General features: G+C 31.0%; 19 protein-coding genes. 16 read left to right on the top strand and 3 right to left on the bottom strand.

The features are described 5' to 3' along the window. Positions 1-9: 9 nt before the first annotated feature. The 15 genes from KA873_RS12545 to KA873_RS12475 all read left to right on the top strand — a co-directional run bounded on the left by KA873_RS12545 (position 10) and on the right by KA873_RS12475 (position 16128). On the top strand, positions 10-2022 hold the full coding sequence (locus KA873_RS12545) for a VirB4 family type IV secretion system protein (RefSeq protein WP_030061475.1): 2013 nt from the start codon (positions 10-12) through the stop codon (positions 2020-2022). 11 nt (positions 2023-2033) lie between these two features. Then, a complete protein-coding gene (locus KA873_RS12540; protein ID WP_030061477.1) occupies positions 2034-3314 on the top strand; it encodes a hypothetical protein in 1281 nt (426 codons plus the stop codon). 17 nt (positions 3315-3331) lie between these two features. Next, on the top strand, positions 3332-4408 hold the full coding sequence (locus KA873_RS12535) for a CHAP domain-containing protein (protein ID WP_031921304.1): 1077 nt from the start codon (positions 3332-3334) through the stop codon (positions 4406-4408). A 9-nt stretch (positions 4409-4417) separates the two neighbouring features. Then, entirely contained in the window at positions 4418-4903 is a 486-nt protein-coding gene (gene trsH / locus KA873_RS12530) for a TrsH/TraH family protein (protein WP_000735570.1), read from the top strand. A gap of 15 nt (positions 4904-4918) precedes the next feature. After that, positions 4919-7021, top strand: a complete 2103-nt coding sequence (gene topB / locus KA873_RS12525) for a DNA topoisomerase III (RefSeq protein WP_030061483.1) — start codon at positions 4919-4921, stop codon at positions 7019-7021. A 15-nt stretch (positions 7022-7036) separates the two neighbouring features. Then, positions 7037-7501: a hypothetical protein gene (locus tag KA873_RS12520; protein WP_000715271.1), complete on the top strand. Its 465-nt coding sequence runs from the start codon at positions 7037-7039 to the stop codon at positions 7499-7501. Then, the gene (locus KA873_RS12515) at positions 7498-9144 is read left to right on the top strand and encodes a VirD4-like conjugal transfer protein, CD1115 family (protein WP_030061486.1); all 1647 of its coding nucleotides are present in this window, start codon (positions 7498-7500) and stop codon (positions 9142-9144) included. Before KA873_RS12520 ends, KA873_RS12515 begins: the two co-directional genes overlap by 4 nt. A gap of 77 nt (positions 9145-9221) precedes the next feature. Continuing rightward, on the top strand, positions 9222-10139 hold the full coding sequence (locus tag KA873_RS12510) for a conjugal transfer protein TrbL family protein (RefSeq protein ID WP_030061488.1): 918 nt from the start codon (positions 9222-9224) through the stop codon (positions 10137-10139). A gap of 16 nt (positions 10140-10155) precedes the next feature. Next, positions 10156-10551, top strand: coding sequence for a single-stranded DNA-binding protein (locus tag KA873_RS12505; RefSeq protein WP_000608969.1), 396 nt, complete (start codon positions 10156-10158; stop codon positions 10549-10551). Positions 10552-10607: 56 nt separating this feature from the next. Continuing rightward, positions 10608-11339, top strand: a complete 732-nt coding sequence (locus KA873_RS12500; RefSeq protein ID WP_000869299.1) for a hypothetical protein — start codon at positions 10608-10610, stop codon at positions 11337-11339. A 36-nt stretch (positions 11340-11375) separates the two neighbouring features. Continuing rightward, positions 11376-11999: a hypothetical protein gene (locus KA873_RS12495; RefSeq protein WP_030061493.1), complete on the top strand. Its 624-nt coding sequence runs from the start codon at positions 11376-11378 to the stop codon at positions 11997-11999. A gap of 15 nt (positions 12000-12014) precedes the next feature. Then, positions 12015-12632 carry a hypothetical protein gene (locus KA873_RS12490; RefSeq protein WP_182094135.1) on the top strand — a complete coding sequence of 206 codons (618 nt, stop codon included), beginning with the start codon at positions 12015-12017 and terminating at the stop codon, positions 12630-12632. 127 nt (positions 12633-12759) lie between these two features. Beyond that, positions 12760-13845, top strand: a complete 1086-nt coding sequence (locus KA873_RS12485) for a tyrosine-type recombinase/integrase (RefSeq protein WP_031883924.1) — start codon at positions 12760-12762, stop codon at positions 13843-13845. A 2-nt stretch (positions 13846-13847) separates the two neighbouring features. Further along, entirely contained in the window at positions 13848-15761 is a 1914-nt protein-coding gene (locus KA873_RS12480; RefSeq protein WP_113570127.1) for a tyrosine-type recombinase/integrase, read from the top strand. Position 15762: 1 nt separating this feature from the next. Then, positions 15763-16128, top strand: a complete 366-nt coding sequence (locus KA873_RS12475) for a DUF6262 family protein (protein WP_000619629.1) — start codon at positions 15763-15765, stop codon at positions 16126-16128. 282 nt (positions 16129-16410) lie between these two features. Here KA873_RS12475 and KA873_RS12470 read toward each other — a convergent pair whose 3' ends face one another. From KA873_RS12470 to KA873_RS12460, 3 genes are all read right to left on the bottom strand, one after another. Then, entirely contained in the window at positions 16411-16827 is a 417-nt protein-coding gene (locus tag KA873_RS12470) for an NAD(P)H-dependent oxidoreductase (RefSeq protein ID WP_031883923.1), read from the bottom strand. 177 nt (positions 16828-17004) lie between these two features. Continuing rightward, positions 17005-18432, bottom strand: a complete 1428-nt coding sequence (gene fexA, locus KA873_RS12465; RefSeq protein ID WP_165624956.1) for a chloramphenicol/florfenicol efflux MFS transporter FexA — start codon at positions 18430-18432, stop codon at positions 17005-17007. Positions 18433-18685: 253 nt separating this feature from the next. Then, entirely contained in the window at positions 18686-18829 is a 144-nt protein-coding gene (locus KA873_RS12460; protein WP_002360221.1) for a hypothetical protein, read from the bottom strand. A 513-nt stretch (positions 18830-19342) separates the two neighbouring features. On the opposite strand from KA873_RS12460, the gene KA873_RS12455 reads away from it, so the two are divergent. Continuing rightward, entirely contained in the window at positions 19343-19609 is a 267-nt protein-coding gene (locus KA873_RS12455; protein ID WP_030061495.1) for a hypothetical protein, read from the top strand. Positions 19610-19613 lie beyond the last annotated feature (4 nt).

Raw genomic sequence — 19613 nt, 5'->3', positions numbered from 1 at the left:
TTTTTGAATATGGCAATTTTAAAAAAGAGAAAACAAGAACAAGCAACAAACAAAATTTACAATGAATCTTTTCAAAGGATAACAGAAGTATTAGATACAGATTCAGTGGATAGTATTTATCCATTTAGTTGGATAGAGAAAAAATCACATATAGAAACTGGCGAAAACTATATTAAAAATTTATTAGTAGTTGACTACCCTCAATCAGTAAAAGGGGCGTACTTATCAAATCTACTAAAGAAAAACGGAAATATCCAAATAACGAAATTTATTAGACCAGCAAATATTGAAAAAATGATTGACCATTTAAACAACTCAATTAAAAACAAAAAAGCAGAACAAATGCGTACTACAGACCCGAAACGAAATGCAACAATTAAAAGAGAAATTGATAGTAGTAAAAAACAACTTGATAAATTTTTAGATGAAAAAACAGGATTTATGTACATGTATATGTATATCACGTTAAATGGCGATTCATACGAAAAGATACAAGCGCTAGAAAAAGATGTTAAGCGTACTTTAACGAGATTAAGACTTAAAACACATACACCTACAAACGCAATGAGAGAATCATTTCATACAGTTCTTCCGTTAAATAGAAACTTCTTATCAGCGTTTACACAACAAAATATGGATACAGCAACAGCAGGGCATTTCTTTATGTTTGATGATTCAGAAATTATTGATTTAACACCTAATACATCAGTTTTTGGAATTAACAAAAATACAGATTCATTAGTAGCAGTTGATTTCAATAACAAAGAAAAAACTTTAAATAAAAATATGACTATTATCGGTACAAGTGGTGTAGGTAAATCAACTTTGAACATGAGAATGATTTTAGACAATGTAAAAAAATCTATAAGACAATTTATCATTGATCCCGAAGATGAATTTTCATATATAACTAAATATTACGGTGGAACAGTTGTAAATATTTCAACAAGTTCAAATATCAAAATTAATCCATTTGAAATATTTTCAGAAGAAGTATTTGAAAAAGAAGATGAAACAGACAATGAAACAACATCAGATGTTTTAACGGAAAGCAACGAACAAGAAAGTCAAATTGACACATTAGTTCGTTCTAAAATAGGGAAGTTGAAAACCTTCTTTAGAGTTCTTAAAGATGAAATATCTCAAACAGAAATATCTGTATTATCTTCAACTTTAAGACAGTTATATCAAGATAAAGGCTTTAAAGGTAATGCGAAATTATCAGATTTCAAAAGCGAAGATTATCCAACTTTAACAGAATTATATAACAAACTAAAAGACTTAGACCCAGAAAAATATGAGGTATTAAAGGACTTAACGCTTATCATAGAAGATTACACAATGGAACATGGTACTACTACAATTTTTGACGGTTATACAAACATCAAGTTAGATAATGAAATTGTTACTTTTAACCTTAAACCATTACAAACAGAAAAAGATGTTCAAAGTGCAGCATATTTAAATATATTTAGTTTCTTATGGGACGAAATTACAAAAGATAGAACAACAGAAACGGTATTAATGACTGATGAATTACACTTCTTAGCAACAAATGAATATAGCTTAGATTTCTATTATCAAGCATATAAGCGTATTAGAAAATATGGTGGTGGTGCCATTGCCTCTACTCAACAAATAAAAGATATTCTTAGAACATCACAAGAAATAGGTTCAGCTATTATTGAAAATAGTCATACTAAATTCTTCTTTGGAATGGATAACGTAGGCGTTGATGATGTTGTTGATAAATTAGGATTGAAATTTAGCGATCAAGAAATATCTCATTTAACTAAAAAGAAAAAGGGCGAGGCATTACTACTATACGGAACACAAAGAGCATTTATAAGAATTGATTTAGATAGAGAAGAAACAAGACTTTGGAATAAAGATTTATATGAAACGATTTATGAAGAATCAGCAGACATAGAGCCGAATTATGTAGAGCAACTAGGATTATCAGATATTGATTTAGCAGAATTAGAAGAAGAATTAAGACAAGCAGAAATGATTTATGAATAGGAGGTAATCTCATGAAAATCAGAAATTTTAATGAAGGAACGTTAGTAGGGAAACATAACCACTTAGAATATATCATCAATGTTGATTTATGCCATATATCAGACATAGATGAAATTAGATACGACCTAACAGAACCTAATGAATTGTTTTTTGAAGTTAAAGATTTACAAAAGGAAGGCGATTATTTTCATATCATTTACAACACTGACAATGAATATAATTCCTTCCTATCAGCAAAAAAAGAAAGCAAAGCACTCAAATTATCTTTAATGGATTATGTGTTAAAAGTTGATCCATTAAAGGACAATATAACTGTTATGCACCCAGCAAACCTATTCTTTAAAAATATTGAGGATATAAAAATAGCATTTAAAGGGCATGAATATTTACCTAAACCTAAAATAAATAATTTAGAACAGTATAAATTGTTAATAATGAGTACATTATCACAATACACGTTTGATAAGTATTATCGCAATAAATTTGAAGTTTTATCAAAAGAAAAAGATGATTTCTTCCATAAAGTTAATAATGCAGAAACTTTTGAAAAATTGAAAGAGATTGTAAGACATGAATTAAATCAAGTACAGACAGAGTATTTACTGAATGAAGAAAAACGCAATAGAGAAACACGAAAAAAATACATTAGAAATTTAATACTTGGTTTTGTTGGTATTGCAATAGTTATAAGCCTAATTTCATTTATGATTATAAACGGAAAACAACAAGAATTAGATAGCAAAATAGCACAAGCAGATAAGCAAGAACAAAGAAGTAAAGTGTATGAAAATCTTTATAATGGCAATGTCGATCAAGCAGTTAAAGGAATGAAAAATGACGATAGCTTTAACAAAAAAGATATTGAAAAAACATTAAAAAAAGAAAAGAAATATGAAGAATTAATTGAATTAAGCAGTAAAAACACACCTTATGTAATTGAACAATTATATAAAGAAGGTAAGCAAAATAAAATAAGAGAGTTAGCTTACAACTTTGAAAACAACGATACTTTGAGCCTAGAAAAGAAAATCTTAGACAAAGACGGAACAGCATTTAGTGTAGGCTCAACAGGTAATTACGAAGAACAAAGCAAACGTTTGGCTTTAGCGTCAGCCGAAGAAGGTTATGTTGAATCAGCTGAAGATATTAATAAAAAACTAAAAGATGATGAAGTTGAAGAAGAAATAAATAAAGCTAAAATCAAACAACTAAAAGAAGAAAAGGACAACACAAAAGATAAAGACAAGAAAAAAGAAATTCAAAAAGATATAGAGAAATTAGAGAAAAAATAAGAGGGAGGTAAAGTATCATGTGGACTGCTATTGCTAAAGGGATAACAATGCTAATGAAGAAAAAAGCATTATCCAAAATATTAAAACCAGTAATAGCTATAGTTATAGGTTTTTTCCTTCTTATTTTTATAATGGTTGCTTATCTTGTAGGATCTTTCACGAAAGAGATTAATGAGAGTGGCGACCAAAAAATGAAAGAGGCTGAATCAACAGCAACTGGTGCGTGTACTGGTGGAAGTGTAGACGGTTCGGGTATTTCTACTTTTGAAAAAAATGCCAAAGGTGGTGCGTTAGAAGGTAAAGCTAAAGATATGGTCAAAATTGCTAAAAAAAATAAAATACCACCAAAATTATTTATGGCAATTGTAGCCTCTGAATCAGAGTGGGGCAAAGGGCCAAACGCAACAAAACAAAAAAACCCTCTATCAATAATGGGGGCTGGACCTTTACAAGTTTATCCTTCAATTGAAGAAGGACTTGATAAAGGCGCAAAAAATTTATATGACTTATATATTTCTAAAGGTTTAACAACGCCCGAAAAAATCGGGCCAAAATACGCACCAGTTGGCGCTAGCAATGACCCGACAGACTTAAATAGTAACTGGGTACCTACAGTTAAAAAAATCATGAAGTCATTCGGTGGCGAAGAGGCCAAATGTTCAACTGAAAGTAGTGGTGGAGGTTCAGACGGTAAAGGCTTTGATTTTAAAGGCGAATTCCCTAAACCCGATAAATCGAAATATAACGGACAATCATATCCATGGGGACAATGTACATGGTATGTACATCAACGTAGAAAAGAAATCGGTAAACCAGTACCTTTAACATGGGGTAATGGTGGCGATTGGGGAGATAATGCAAAAGCACAAGGTTGGGAAGTAGGTAGTAAACCAAAAGCTGGCGCTGGAGCCTCTATAAAACCTGGTAACTTTGGTGCACCAGCACCATACGGACATATAATGTTCGTAGAAAAGGTTAAAAAAGACGGTGGAATTATAGTTAGTGAGGCCAACGTAAAAGGCGAAGGAGTAATAAGTTCAAGAGAATTTACAAAAGAAGAAACACAACGTATGCAATTTATTTATGATAAGTAGGTGGAGAATATGAAAAAATTATTAACTATAGTTATTTTATTCACTTTGGTTTTGGCTGGTTGTGGCCAAAATCAAAGTGAGAAAAATAGTAAAAAGGATAATGAAGAAAAAACAGTAGACACTACAGAAGAAAGAAACGATATGATAAAAGGTCTAATTGAATATGGTTATGAAAATGATGATTATAAAGGTTACAAGCATATGAAAGATATATTATCTGAAAAAATGCAAAAACAAGCTGAAATGCAAAATCAATCAGCACAAACTAAAGGTGTAGAAAAGGAAACTAAAGACATTAAACTTTATCAAGACGTAGATAATGATGATGAAGTGCTTTATTCTATTAAACTTTCAATCACAAACAAAAAAGAAAAAAACTCTGACTACTCAATGAGATATGGCAAAATTCAACTAACAGAAGAAGAAGGTAAACAAAAGATAGATAATATCGAAGAACTAACACAAAGAAACTTAGTAAGTATGAATCAAGAATAGAAAGAGGGGATACTTATGAACACTTTAATTCTATGTGAAAAACCTTCACAAGCAATGGATTTAAGCACTGTTTTTGCAAAAAAGAAAAAACAAAATGGGTATATGGAAGTTTCAGATGAACAATTAAATGTAAGTGGTTTTTTAACTTGGGCAGTTGGTCATTTAGTCGAATTGCAAGAACCACAAGAATATGACGAAAAATATAAGAATTTTAGCACATATCCTATATTGTTAGAAAAAGACGATTTTCAATTTAAAGTATCTGACAAAACGAAAGATCAATTTAACAACATTAAAAATATATTTAAAGAAAACAAGATTGATGAAGTTATTATTGCTACTGACCCAGCTAGAGAAGGCGAAAATATAGCATATAAAATTTTAAATCAATTGAAAGTAACAGATAAAGTTACTATAAAAAGATTGTGGCTTACTTCTAAAGTTGAAAGTAGTATAAGAAAGGCTTTTAAAAATATATTACCTAAAGAAAAAACTTATGGATTTTACAAAGAGGGCAGGGCTAGAGAATTAAGTGATTGGTTAGTAGGAATTAACTTATCACGTCATTTTACTAAAATTTCACGAGAATTAGGTAATGACGGTGTTATTCACATTGGTAGAGTATCTAGTCCTACATTAAACATGGTTTACAACAGAGAAAATAACATCAAAGGTTTTAAAGGCAAAAAGTTTTATAAAGTTTCAGCGACTATTAACAAAGATGAACAAGAAGTAAAAACAGAGTTAAAAAACAAATTTGATAGTGAAGATGAATTGCACGAATTCTTGTTTGATAATGACATTACAGATTTAACACAAAAAGGAATAGTTACTGATATTGAGAAAGAAATAGGCTATACAATGCCACCTAAATTTTATGACTTATCAGCTTTACAAGAAGATATGAATGATAAATATAAAATAAGTGCGAAACGAACATTAGAAATCGCACAGACATTATATGAAAAGAAATTAATCACATATCCTAGAACTGATTCAAGATATATCACAGAAGATGAAAAAGAAATGTTAGTAGAAAATATAGATTATTTAAAAGAAATAACTAATACTAATTTGAATAATGAATTAACTAATAACAGCTTGATTAATCCTACTAAAATAGAAGATCATTACGCAATATTAATAACTGGAAATGATTTTAATAAAGTAGATTTAAAAGAAGAAGAAATCAATGTTTATAAAAGTATATTACAGAATGTGGCCATGAACTTTATGGATAAAGAGCAATATGAAACGACTACTATAGAAATTGCTGTTAAAAAGCTCATTTTTGAAGTGAAAGGTAAAATTATTCAAGATAAGGGATTTAAGGCTTTGTTAAATAAACAAAAAACTTCCGAAGAAACAATTCCTAATTTTGAAAAAAATGAAGAAGTAGATATTGAATTAGATTTGCTAGAAAAAGAAACGACACCTCCAAAAAGATATACAGAAAAAACATTATTAAAAGCAATGGCCAATCCTATAGAAACACTAGAAGATGAAGGATTAAAGTCTACACTTAAAGAAAGTAAAGGTTTAGGTACACCAGCAACTAGAGCTGACATTATAGAAAATTTGAAGAAGAATAAATATATTCAAGTACAAAAAAACAAAATTTATATTACTAAAAATGGTATATTAGCTTGTCTATTATTGGAAGGACATTTACTTTCAAAACCAGACTTAACAGGACAATGGGAAAAATATTTGAATGGTATTAGTAAAGGAGAAAAAGATGATGATTCATTTATAAATACCATTAATGAAATGATAAAAAAGACAATTAGCGAAGAAGTTAAAAATAAAGAAATTATACAAAAAGTGGCCAAAGAGAAAGTATCATCTAACAATATCGCAAAATGCCCTGCTTGTGATAATGGCTATTTAATAGATAGAAAAGGATTTTATGGTTGTACAGAGTACAATAACGGTTGTGAATTTACGATTCCTAAAAAACTGTTAGAAAAGAGTATACCTCCAACTGTAGTAAAAGCATTATGTGAAAGTAAGACAACTAAAAAATTAAAAGGCTTTAAATCTAAAAAAAGTGGAAAGTCATTTGATTGTAAGTTGATACTAACAAAAGAAAACAAAGTTCAGTTTTCATTCGATTAAAAGGAGGATAAGAAAATGAAAAAAGGAATATTCATTTTAACTGGTATTATTTGGCTAGTATTAATATATTTAGCGCAAATATTAGCATACGCATTAAACACACTAAGTAATACTAGCAATAAGCAAAAGATATTTAGCGACATATCACAGTTGTTTATCCCTCCAGCTAAACACCCAATAAGCACTATTATTGGTTTTATAACTGATAAAAATACAGTGTTTTTTGTAATAGGTGGAATAGCAACAATTATTTGTATATATATTCTAATAAAACAATTATTTGAGAGTAAAGACGGTAATGAAAAAAATCAAGATTATAAAATTGCTAAACATGGTTCTCATGGATCAGCTAAATTTGCTGAGGATAGTGAATTGTTTTCAGAAGGTCATTATAAAAAAATGAAAGAAAACGACATTACAAACTATGTTTACAACAGTTTAGATAAATCATTAATAGAAGAAAGAAGTGATAAGGAATGACTACACTTTTAGGCGAATTAGAAAGTAAAGCAACTTCTATAAATAAAAAGAATTTAGTGATACAAGATTTTGATACCAAATGCCCTAATAGAAATATATTTGTAGTAGGAGGGCCAGGTTCTTTTAAATCGGCTGGCTATGTTATACCTAATGTTATTGTTAAAAATCAACAATCAATAGTTGTAACTGACCCTAGTGGCGAAGTTTACGAAAAAACAGCTAATATTAAACGTATGCAAGGCTATGATGTTAGAGTTGTAAATTTCAAAAACTTTTTAGCCTCTGATAGACAAAACTTTTTTGACTATATTGATAAAGATTCTGATTGTTCAATTGTAGCTGAATTAATTATTAAATCAGCTGGGGATTCTAAAATGAATAAAGATGTATGGTATAAATCTTCTGTAGGATTACTAAATTCATTATTGCTATATGCTAAATATGAATTTGAACCCGAAAAACGAACTATAGGAAATATTATTAAATTTATTCAAAACAATAAACCTAATCATGATGACGAAGGATCAGTTGAATTAGATAATCGCTTTAATGAATTACCTAAAGACCACCCAGCTAGAGAAAGCTATGAATTTGGTTTTGCAGTATCAGAAGGAAGAACAAGAGCAAGTATTATATTAACCTTTGTAGCCGATTTACGAAACTACATTGATAACGAAATTAGAAGTTACACAAGCGATTCTGATTTTGATTTACGAGATGTAGGATTAAGAAAAACTATTATATATGTAATGTTGCCGGTTTTGGGGAACACTGTTCAATCACTTTCTAGTTTATTCTTCTCTCAAATGTTTCAACAGTTATATAGGTTAGGGGACGAAAACGGTGCTAGACTTCCAGTCCCAGTAGATTTTTTACTAGACGAATGGCCAAATATCGGCGCAATACCAGACTATGAAGAAACTTTAGCAACTTGTCGTAAGTATGGTATTAGTATAACAACAATTGTTCAATCTATTTCACAAGCTGTAGACAAGTATAATAAAGATAAAGCAAACGCTATTATAGGGAACCATGCTGTTATTTTATGTTTAGGTAATGTAAATAACGATACAGCTAAATATATAAAAGAAGAATTAGGTAACGCCACTGTAGAGTTTGAAACAAGCAGTGAAGGTTCTTCTAGTGGTAAAGATAGCAGAAGTAAATCATCAAATAAAAACGTGAGTTACACTGGAAGGGCGTTACTAAATGAAGATGAAATAAGCAATATGCAACAAGACAAAGCTATTCTCATAACCAAGAATAGAAATCCCAAAATCATTAAAAAGCTAGCATATTTCAAAATGTTTCCTAATTTAACTGAAACATATATAGCACCTCAAAATGAATATAAACGTAAAAAGAACCAATCTATGATTGATAAGCATAATAGATTAAGAGAAGAATGGGATAAAAAACAAGAGAAAATTAAACAACAAAAACTAGAAGAATATAAAGAAGAACAAAGACAGAAAGAGTTAGAGGAAGAACAACAAGCACAAGAAGAACAACAAAATGAGGAAGTAAAAGAGAGTAAAAGCAAAAATGAAGAACAACAAGAAGATAAGAAAGACGAGCAACAAAAAATTAATGATTCTAAAAAGGCATTTTATGAAAAATTAAAACAAAAACAAGCTAAATAAAAGTAGGATTTTACATTACATGACATGACATGTAATGTAAAATCTGTTATACTTGTAATGAAAGTTGAGGTGGTTGAATGGATTGGATTAAAGACGCTGTTAAAGACCTAACTAATGGTATTGCAGACGGTATGATGAATTTTATATTTCAATTTCTTTATACGCTATTTTATGAGCCTTTAAAGTTCTTTATATGGTTGTTAGATAAAATACTTATTGACCCTAATAGTATTTCAAGTGATTACATTTCAAATGCGTCTATATTGGTTAATAGCTTAATCACTTCAATAGCAGTATGTGTGTTTGCTTTTAAAATGGTTCAAGTTATGAAACAAAATGCAGAAGGTAACGCTGAAAGCCCAGGTTATTATGTAGCACAATTATTACCGAGTTCGTTATTGGTGGCAGCTTTACCATGGCTAGTTGATATAATGACTAAATTATCTTATGCAGCCACTAGGGCATTTTTAGATGTAGGTCAAAAAAGTTATTTAGAAACTATTAAAGAATGGAGTTCTTTAAAAAAAGGTCAAGACGGATTTAAAGAAATGCTAGGTTCTATGGGGACTATGGCAGGTAGTCAAATTATGTTTATTCTATTTATTCTATTGATTTTAGTATTTACTGTAATATTTATTTTCCAATTTGTTAGTAGGATAGCTGATTTAATAATAATGAAAGTAGTTGCCCCGTTGGTAGCAGTTTCATTATTAGCAGATGAAAATAATTATGTAGGTGTATGGTGGCGCGAATTATTGGCAATTAGTATTCAATTACCATTACAAGTGTTTACTTTCTTTGGAGGAATAAATTTATTCTTTGGCGCAAAGTTAGACGTAGGCACATTATTATTAGGTATAGGATTCTTTATTATTACAGTTAAATCGCCTTCCTTTATTAGATCAATGGTTTACTCTACTGGAAGTGGGCGAATGGCGACTGGAATGGCTGGAAGTGGTGCAAAACTTCTAGTTAGAAAAATGTTATCTAAATAAAGAAAGGAAGAAAATTATGATAAACAAAGTAATATATAGTGGACGTATCGCAACTGATTTAAAATTAAGAAAAAGTAAAAATGATAAGTCTTATGTTTTCTTTAACATAGCTGTACCTAGGCAGTTTGATAATGATAGAACAGATTTTATTAATTGTGTTGTATGGGGAAAACAAGCTGAAAGTTTAGTTGATTATCAAAGTAAAGGTAATCTAATTATAATTGAAGGTTCAACTGAAACATATAAAAAGGATAATATTAATATGTCTAGGTGTTTGGTTGAAAAGACTATCTTTTTAGAAAGCAAAAAAGAAAACAAAAAAGATGACGTGTCAGAAGATGACGCTATAAGCCCAGCAGAAGAAGATAATAGCAACGATAAATCTATTTCTGATGATGATTTACCATTTTAAAACTATAAAAGGACGTGTGAAAACACGTTCTTTTTTTAAAAATAGGAGTGATTTAGATGAAAGTAACAAATACAATTAGATTTGAAGAAGAAAAGAAAAACTTAATTGATAATGTAGTAAATACGCTAGAAGAATATAAAGATGTTATCGACAGTGAATTGCGTAGTATTAGAAACACTAATTATTTAGTTATGAGAAATAATTTTAATGTTCAATATAGTGTACATAGACAAAGTTCAAATATAGAAGATATAGACCCTTTAGAATCATTGAAAGTTCAATTGAATTCTATGGAACATGGTTATACTGATATAAAATTATTGAAAGATTCATTTGAGAATTTTCAAGTTAAGTATGAGGCTTACAGGGACGCTGTGAGAGATTTAATTCACTTTTATGAAGTTAGTGGAGTATTAAAGAAGGAAATTCTAAAAATAAGACAATTTGATAAATGCTTAAAACCATTAACAGAAGGGACAAGCAAAAAGGCAGATTTAAACCCACTTTTAGAACTAGAGGGAGCCTTTAATGTAATTAAAGATTTTAATGATTTCAAGAATTTAGAACGTGTTGAATATCTACTTGAAAAAGACGAAGAGGGCAACATAAAAACGGATAAAAACGGACAATACACTGTAGATAGAGAATACTTTATAAGTAGAGTATTAAAATTAAAAAATAACTTAAAAAAGAAATATGAAATTAACCAAAAAGCAATTGCTAAACTTTATAGAAAGCATAATACAAGTGATAGATTAAAAAGGTATTTAGAATTTGGCAGACGCTAATAGCTCAAATATTTTACTGTGTATGGAGGTTTATTTATGAAAAGAACTGACAAATATAGAGAAGAATATGAAAGAGAAAGAGAGAGAGAAAGACAATCAAGAAATAACTATGACATCAACGAAGAAAATAGAAGAAGGTTCTATGAACATCAACAAAGAATGTATGAAGAACAAAGAAATAAAAAGTACAAAAGACGTAATAAATGGTTTGGATTTATCATTATTATTTTAGTAATTCTTTTAGTGGCTTTAGGTGTGAAATCATGTAGTAATAATGATGAAACACAAGAATCAAGTAATAATCAAGCACAACAAGATAATACAGATCAATACGTTCAACAAAAAGATGATGAATTAAAGAGTAAAGTTGAAGATACAAAGACAAGCATTGAAAATTCTAATGATGATACACAATCTAAACTTCAAGAATTAAAAGACGAAGTTAATAATCTAAAGAATAATGCTAATGATGATAAGGCAGAAAAAGTAGCAAATGATTATCAAGATACAGTAAACCAGCTAGACAATGCACAGACAGCTAAAGAAAATGGTAATGATAGTAAAATGAAAGAAGAATTGAATAAAGTAAATAGTAAGTTAGATGAAATAAAAGATAAAATAACATCTTGGTTTGATAAAGATAACAACAAAAACGAATAATGTAGGAGGGGTTTTTTGGGGAATTTAGATTTTGACCACGAAGGATATAGAAAACTATTACCATTAAAAGAATACAAAGATTCTATAAAACATAGCGACAGCAAGACTAGAAATCATTTTATTGGTATGGCTTTTAATAATAAAACAGATGTGTTTAGTCGTAACTTCTCTAATAAAATGATAAACATATTTCCTAAAAAAGAATTTTATATTCATATACAACAATTTCCAGAGAATGATAGCCCTTCTTATATGGTATACAACACTGATATTACAGCATTTATTCAGTTTAGGTTAGCTGGGCGATCAGAAAATAAGTATTTAGAAAAAATTATCAGAGATTATGGTGTATTAATAGAAGTTGAGGCCTTACATTCATTTAAAAAAGGTATGGGGGCAATGCTGGTAAATCAATTGGAAAAGTTATCAGATAAACTGTTCATACCTATATTTCTTTATGATACTAATTTAAAAGATGAATTATATTATCAAGACTTAGGATTCTTTGATACTACTAAAAAAGGGGATTATGGAGAACCACTTTTAGTATATAAACCTAAAACTCTAGAAACTAATAAAAAAGAAAAGCCTATTAAATCTTTATTCAAGAAAGTATTCAATATCAATTATTAAACATAGTATCCTAAACTAGAGTACTCTAAGTACTCGAAGTTTAGGATTTTTTAATTACAGTGCTTTAACTATTAAATATATAAGGGTATTATTAATAGTAGTTAAAGTATTTAAAGGTGGTGGAAAGATGAAGGTTCAGAAAGTAATTGTGGAGGAAAAATCATATCCGTTATACATACTGCTAGATAAAGAATTTGAAGTGATAGAACCGGTTAAGCGATTTATAAAGTACTTGGATAATACGGGCAAAGCTCCAAATACCATTAAAACATATTGTTATCATCTCAAGCTGTTTTATGAATTTATGAGCCAAAGTAGAATCGAATTAGGAGATTTACAATTTGAGGATTTAGCAAACTTTGTAGGATGGTTAAGAAATCCAGCAGGGCATTTAAAGGTAATAGATATACAACCAAAGAAGGCTAAAAGAGAGGAAACATCAGTTAATTCCATACTTAACGCTGTAACTAGTTTCTTAGAGTATTTAAATCGCACAGAAAATTTTAAAGCTATAGATATGTCTAAAGAAGCAAGAGGAAGAAACTTTAAGGGGTTTCTTCACCATATTTCTAAAGGTAGATCCTATAAAAAAAATATTTTAAAGCTTAGGGTCAAAAAGAAACTTGTACAAGTATTAGAACATGGACAAGTCAAAGCAATAATTGAGGCATGTCATACCAAAAGAGATAAGTTACTTATTATGCTTATGTATGAAGGGGGACTTCGGATAGGAGAAGCATTATCCCTTCGTATTGAAGATATTTCAACATGGGATAACCAGATTAACATCAGGCCAAGAGATCATAATGAAAATGGAGCTTATATTAAACTTAAAAAAAAAAGAACTATTGATGTAAGTAAGGAATTAATGGCATTATATACCGATTACTTAGTACATGAATATGGGGAAGATTTAGATCATGATTATATATTTATTAATCTTAAAGATTCTTATTTTGGCCACCCTCTAAAATATCAAAGTGTATTAGACTTAATAAGAAGACTAGGAAAACGGACAGGGATTACTTTCACTGCCCATATATTACGTCATACGCATGCCACAGAGCTTATTAGAAGTGGATGGGATGCTGCATATGTACAAAAAAGATTAGGGCATGCCCATGTACAAACAACACTTGATACGTATGTTCATCTTTCTGATCAAGATATGAAGAATGAATATAAAAAGTATCTTCAAGGGAGAGAAACATGACAATGAAATTTCCAAGTGTAGCAACTAATCGAAAGCTTATCGCTAGTACAGAGATTAATAAAAAAATAGCTAATATGACAAGTGTTTTAAAAGGTTATTGGGCAGCAGATAGATGGGATATAAGAATTTGTCCGCATCCTAGTGCAATTGAGTTAAGTAAGAATCCGTCACTAAGAAATCGTTGGGTAAATTTCGATAAGGTGGAAAATGTCTGGTTGAAAACAGAATTAAAATATTTTTATTACCTTCACTTGAATAATGGAGCTTGGAATGCAAAATCCGTTTGGATTAGAAAGGGAACAGTGATAAGCCGGATGATGGGATTTTTAAATTTAAAATATCCTAATATTACATCGATAACCGAAGTGCCTATAAAAAAAGCTTTGACAGAATACCGGACCTACTTAACAGAACAAAAAGTAAAAACTACGACTACTAATTACAAACTTGATGTAAATCAGCAGAAAGTTACTGTACATGCGAATTCCTATTACGTTACTCATCTTAAGCAGTTTATGGAATTCTATGAGGACTTCTATTTTGATGGGGAAGAATGGGAAAAAGATGTTTGGAATCGAAGAAAATTATCATTACCGGAAGATAAGGTAAACCCAACATCCTACGAATATACGATCAACTTTAAGGGTTTTAAGAATAATTATTTTAAAGAAATAGTTAAGCGATATTGTAAACTAATGTTAAACACAGCTAGCTTTTCTCACGTAGTAGATATAGCTTCAAAATTAAAAGAATTTTTTAATTTCATGAACAAAAATTGTGAAGGTATACAAAGGATTCATCAATTAACTAGAAATGAAATTGAGCAATATTTTAATTATATTAATTTAAAAGGTTTAAAACCCAGTACTGTAACTGGACGAATATCTACTTTAGACGTTTTTTTTACTACAATTCAAAGATATGACTGGAAGGATACACCTTCTAAGATCCTTATCTTTCAAGAAGATTACCCTAAAGTGCCGAAGGCACTACCACGTTATATTGATGAACATATACTTGAACAATTAAATGGGAAATTAGATAAATTGGAACCTTATATTGCTACAATGGTTATGGTACTTCAAGAATGCGGGATGCGTATCAGTGAACTTTGTACATTGAAAAAAGGGAGCGTCATAACCGATAAAGAAGGGGATTGCTTTTTAAAGTATTATCAGTGGAAAATGAAGAAAGAGCATATCATTCCTATTTCTAAAGAAATTGCTGCATTGATATTAGTTCAAGAGCAAAGGGTGGCTGATGAACTCGATGATGGATGTGTATATGTGTTTCTCCGAAAAGATTGCTCACCATTGAAACAAGATACCTTTAGGGTTAAATTAAATGAACTAGCTTATGAAGAAAAGATAACGGACAGCAACGGAGAAATTTTTCGTTTTCATGCTCATGCCTTTCGGCATACAGTTGGCACTAGAATGATAAATAACGGAGTGCCACAACATATTGTCCAGAAGTTCTTGGGTCACGAATCACCGGAAATGACGGCAAGATATGCACATATTTTTGATGAAACCCTAAAGAAGGAATTTACGAAATTTAAGGAAACCTTAGTAACGAATAACGGTAGCATTCTGGATTTAAGTGAGGAAAATACTGAAGCTGACAATACAGATCTTCAATGGTTTAAAAAGAATATCAATGCACAGGCACTTCCTAATGGCTATTGTCGGTTACCAGTAATTGCAGGACCATGTCCTCACGCAAATGCATGTTTAGATTGTACGAATTTCTGTACAAGTAAACAATTTCTTACTGAACATGAAGAGCACTTAGAGCGAACTAAAGAAATACTAAATAGGGCTAAACAAAACCAATGGCAGCGTCAGGTTGAAACCAATGAACGTGTTAAAAATAGATTAGAACAGATTATTCATTCGTTAAAGGAGACGAATTAAAATGATTAGAAAAGGTAACACAACTGCCATAGTTCAGCTAGCTAAAGACAAGTCGGAGAAAACAAGAATTAGGGTTGAAAAGACAATTTCAGAGATGGCATTGAAAGAAGAGAAGATTAATTTTAATTCCGTTGCACAAAAAGCAAATGTTTCAAAGTCATGGCTTTACAAACAAAAAGATATTAGAACTAGAGTGGAGACATTAAGAGGGATGCAGATAAGTGAGTTAACCCCCCGTAAACCTAGTAAAAGCCCTCGTTCAGAGGACGTATTAATAAAAACCTTAAAAAGCCGTATAAAGGCGTTAGAAGAAGAGAATGAACGGTTAAAGGATCAAGTTCAAAAATTACATGGCAAGCTGTTTTAGCAGATTTGTGTTTCTTGGAATTTATTGGGCACTTTGAATTGGCTACCTAAAATGAAATCGCTAAAACCTTCAATAACTTCAATAGCCCATTTCCCTAAATGTGTTAAGGGGAAATGGGCTTTCTTCTAGTATTGTTGGCATGATCGCAGAAGTGTTTTATGCTCTTAAATAATACTTTTTAATATATTGCAAATACTCATTAGCACTTTTCTGTATCTCTTCGCCCTTCATATCCGAATTAGCACCGTAAAGTACAAACTCTGGTACATATTCAGCATGAATCTATGCACATAAAGATTTGAATGGTGTTAACATCTGGGTTAATGTATGCTTGTTTTTACCCATACTTGTAAATTCACCTTTTTTTACGCCAGCTGATATAGCTAATCCTAATTTTCGATTATAAAATATTCTTTTACCCTTTGATCCGTAAGCCCATCCATATATAATCACTTCATCGATCCATTTTTTTAATAATGAAGGAGAACTATACCAATATAATGGAAATTGAAAAATAATATTATCATGATTTTCAACTAATTCCTGCTCTCTTTTTACATTCATAATAAAATCAGGATACTCTCTATAAAGATCATGAATGGTAATTTCGTTTGAATAAGACGCTGCTTTTTCTACCCAAACTTTATTGATTCGAGAATTTGGCATATCTGGGTGAGAAACGATCACCAATGTTTTCATTGTTTCATCCTTAACATACTCAACTTTCGCACCAATAAAACAGTGTACGAAAGTTGAGTTACTTAAAAGTATTCTATTCTAAGAAATTCAAATTTGCGTGATTCCTAAGCTATTTATTTACAGCTTAAACTATAGAAGATGAACTAAACAATAACTAATCTTTACATAACTAAGTTATTACCCACGCTTTTTTAAACCTAATCCAGCTATTAAGGCAATGAGTATTGCCCCTGTAGCTGCAAGGAACGCATCTGAGTAGGACATAGCGTCCAATATATATAATGGATTTATCGGCTCAGTAGCATCACGTCGAGCGGATAATAATGCTCCAATCATACCTGCTCCAGTTCCTGATCCAAGGTACAAAGCACCTTGGAAAATCCCCATTCCGACACCAACCTTGTCTGCATCGAGTGCACTTACTGCGGCGTTATTTGCGGGAGAATTCGTGAATGCAAAAGCAATCCCTACTCCGAGGACCCCCACGGAAACTAACAGAGGTGAAGCACCAGATGCATAGGTGGACAAGAATAAGGTAGACAGCCCCATCAGAGTCATCCCAGTAATTATCAGACGTTTATCCCCAAATCGATCAGAAAGACGGCCAACGAAGGGAGATAAGATTGCAACAGCCACACCACCTGGCAACAATATCATTCCAGCCTGTCCAGAAGAGAGTCCATTCACCTCAACGACTAGTAATGGGACGAACATAAGAACAGCGAAATAAGCAAACATCGAAAAAAATGCAATTATGACCGTATTGACATAATCCTTGTTATTGAACAGGACAGGTGGTACAAATGGATTTTCTGCGGTAACAATTCTCCAAATAAATCCCACCAAAGCTACAACAGAACCAATTAGGCTAGTTAACGATGAGAACGAAGAAAAACCAGAAGTTTCTCCTTGAGTGATGCCAAAAAGGAGTAATCCTACTGTGAGGCCGAGGAATAAACCACCAATGAAATCAAAGTTCTTATTGCTTCCTACGGATTCTGCCGGTTTAATTGTCGGTAACGCGTAGTAGGCACCAATAACAATCATAATGGCTAACAAAAATGTGAACCAAAACAAGGCATTCCACCCTAAATATTGACCAACTACTCCACCAAATATTGGACCAGCAGCAGTTCCAACACCAATACTTCCTGCGATAATTCCCAAAGCTCCCCCACGTTTTCCTTGTGGGAAAACCTTCGAAATTGCAATGACTGATAGAACTGGAATTGCGGACATCCCAGCACCCTGAACCATTCTTCCCAAAACCAACAATGGGAGGTTCGGGGCAATTGCACATAAAAGACTACCACTTGCCAGAATCATAATGGCAAAGATATATAGCTTTCGTAACTCAAAAAAGTCTGAGATTCGACCATAAATCGGAATTCCAATCGCAAGAACAAGTGCAATACCACTAACTATCCAACTCACTTGAGATTTCGAAGCTTCTAAATCTTTGCTTATTAGTGGAAGTACGGGATTGACTGAATCAGCCGTAATTGCACCTACAAGTACAGATAGGGAGAGTACCATCATTAAAAGCCTAGTAGAACCCCTTTTTTCAGATTGAATCATTTCTTTAGATTTACTATCCTTTTTCATTTTATTTCCTCCTAAAATATATTGTGATTTTAGGAGGCTAAATCCACTGCTTTCACCATAAACCTCACCTCATATCTATTTATATTGTAAAACCAAATCAACGAACTCACCATATTTCTACAGCATGATTAAAGATTCGGTTCTCCAAACTAACTGAACTGATCAAACAAAAAAAAGGCACCAGTTTAACAACCGGTGCCTAATCATTCGTATGCATTTTTACAAATGCAATAGATTCATAAATTTTTGCCCATTATATAAAAGGAGGCAAAAAGTTTTCCGGTAGTGTTTCCATTTTTTGTTTTTGTGAAAAAGGACATACTGATCCCGTTGTACCTAAATCCCCTGAAACTTTTACATGCTTTCTAAACTCGACATTAATGAAATCAATTCCCATTACTTTTTGCCTCCTTTCTCATATTGTGATAATAACACAATAATAATTGATGAAAAAGAAATAATCAACCCTACTTTTTTGAAAACCAATTTAAAGCTTTACTACTTTTACTTACATAATAAAGGCAGGTGCAGTATAAACTTTTTTAAATAGGTCTTCTTTAACGAGCAGGTAGCGTCAGTTAAAGTAGATAATTTAAGATCGAAATCATATTATAGATATTCCGAAATTGGGCGTGATTGTTGCAGGTCAAAAGCTTAATTCCTCGATAAAATAAAAAGGAATTAGTTTTTTTATTTGTGGTACATTCTTCTGACCGTAATCAATTGTCATCTAATAATGACATTGTATTTTTTCATTTGATTTAACACGTTAAATATATGTTCTTAAAGTAAAAACATTGATGTTAATGGATTTTTAGTAATTTACTCTTGATAAGATACAGCCTACAGTATTAAAGAGGTGGGGTAACTCATTTCTTTAATACTTATTTTATTAATAGGGGTTTAACATATGGATTATACAAATCAAAAAAGAAAATACATAATATTTGGTGTTATTCTTGTTATAACACTTCTAATTATTGGAATTGCTTACTATTTAATCAGTTTGAATAATGCTAAGGGACAAATTAGAGAATTTGAAAAATTTATACAGCAAAATGATTATAAAAGCATTGCTGATAAGCTATCTAATAATGAACAAACTTTATCAAAAGTAGACGCTAAAAACTTTGTGTTATTTGTTAAAAGTAAAGAAAATCAGATAAAGTCCGTATAATTGT

Origin of the sequence: Staphylococcus sp. GDY8P45P (assembly GCF_017892745.1) — a bacterium.
Taxonomy (GTDB): Bacteria; Bacillota; Bacilli; order Staphylococcales; family Staphylococcaceae; genus Staphylococcus; species Staphylococcus cohnii.
Note: the sequence above shows the minus strand (reverse complement) of the source record. Positions and strands in the feature narration are given on the sequence as shown.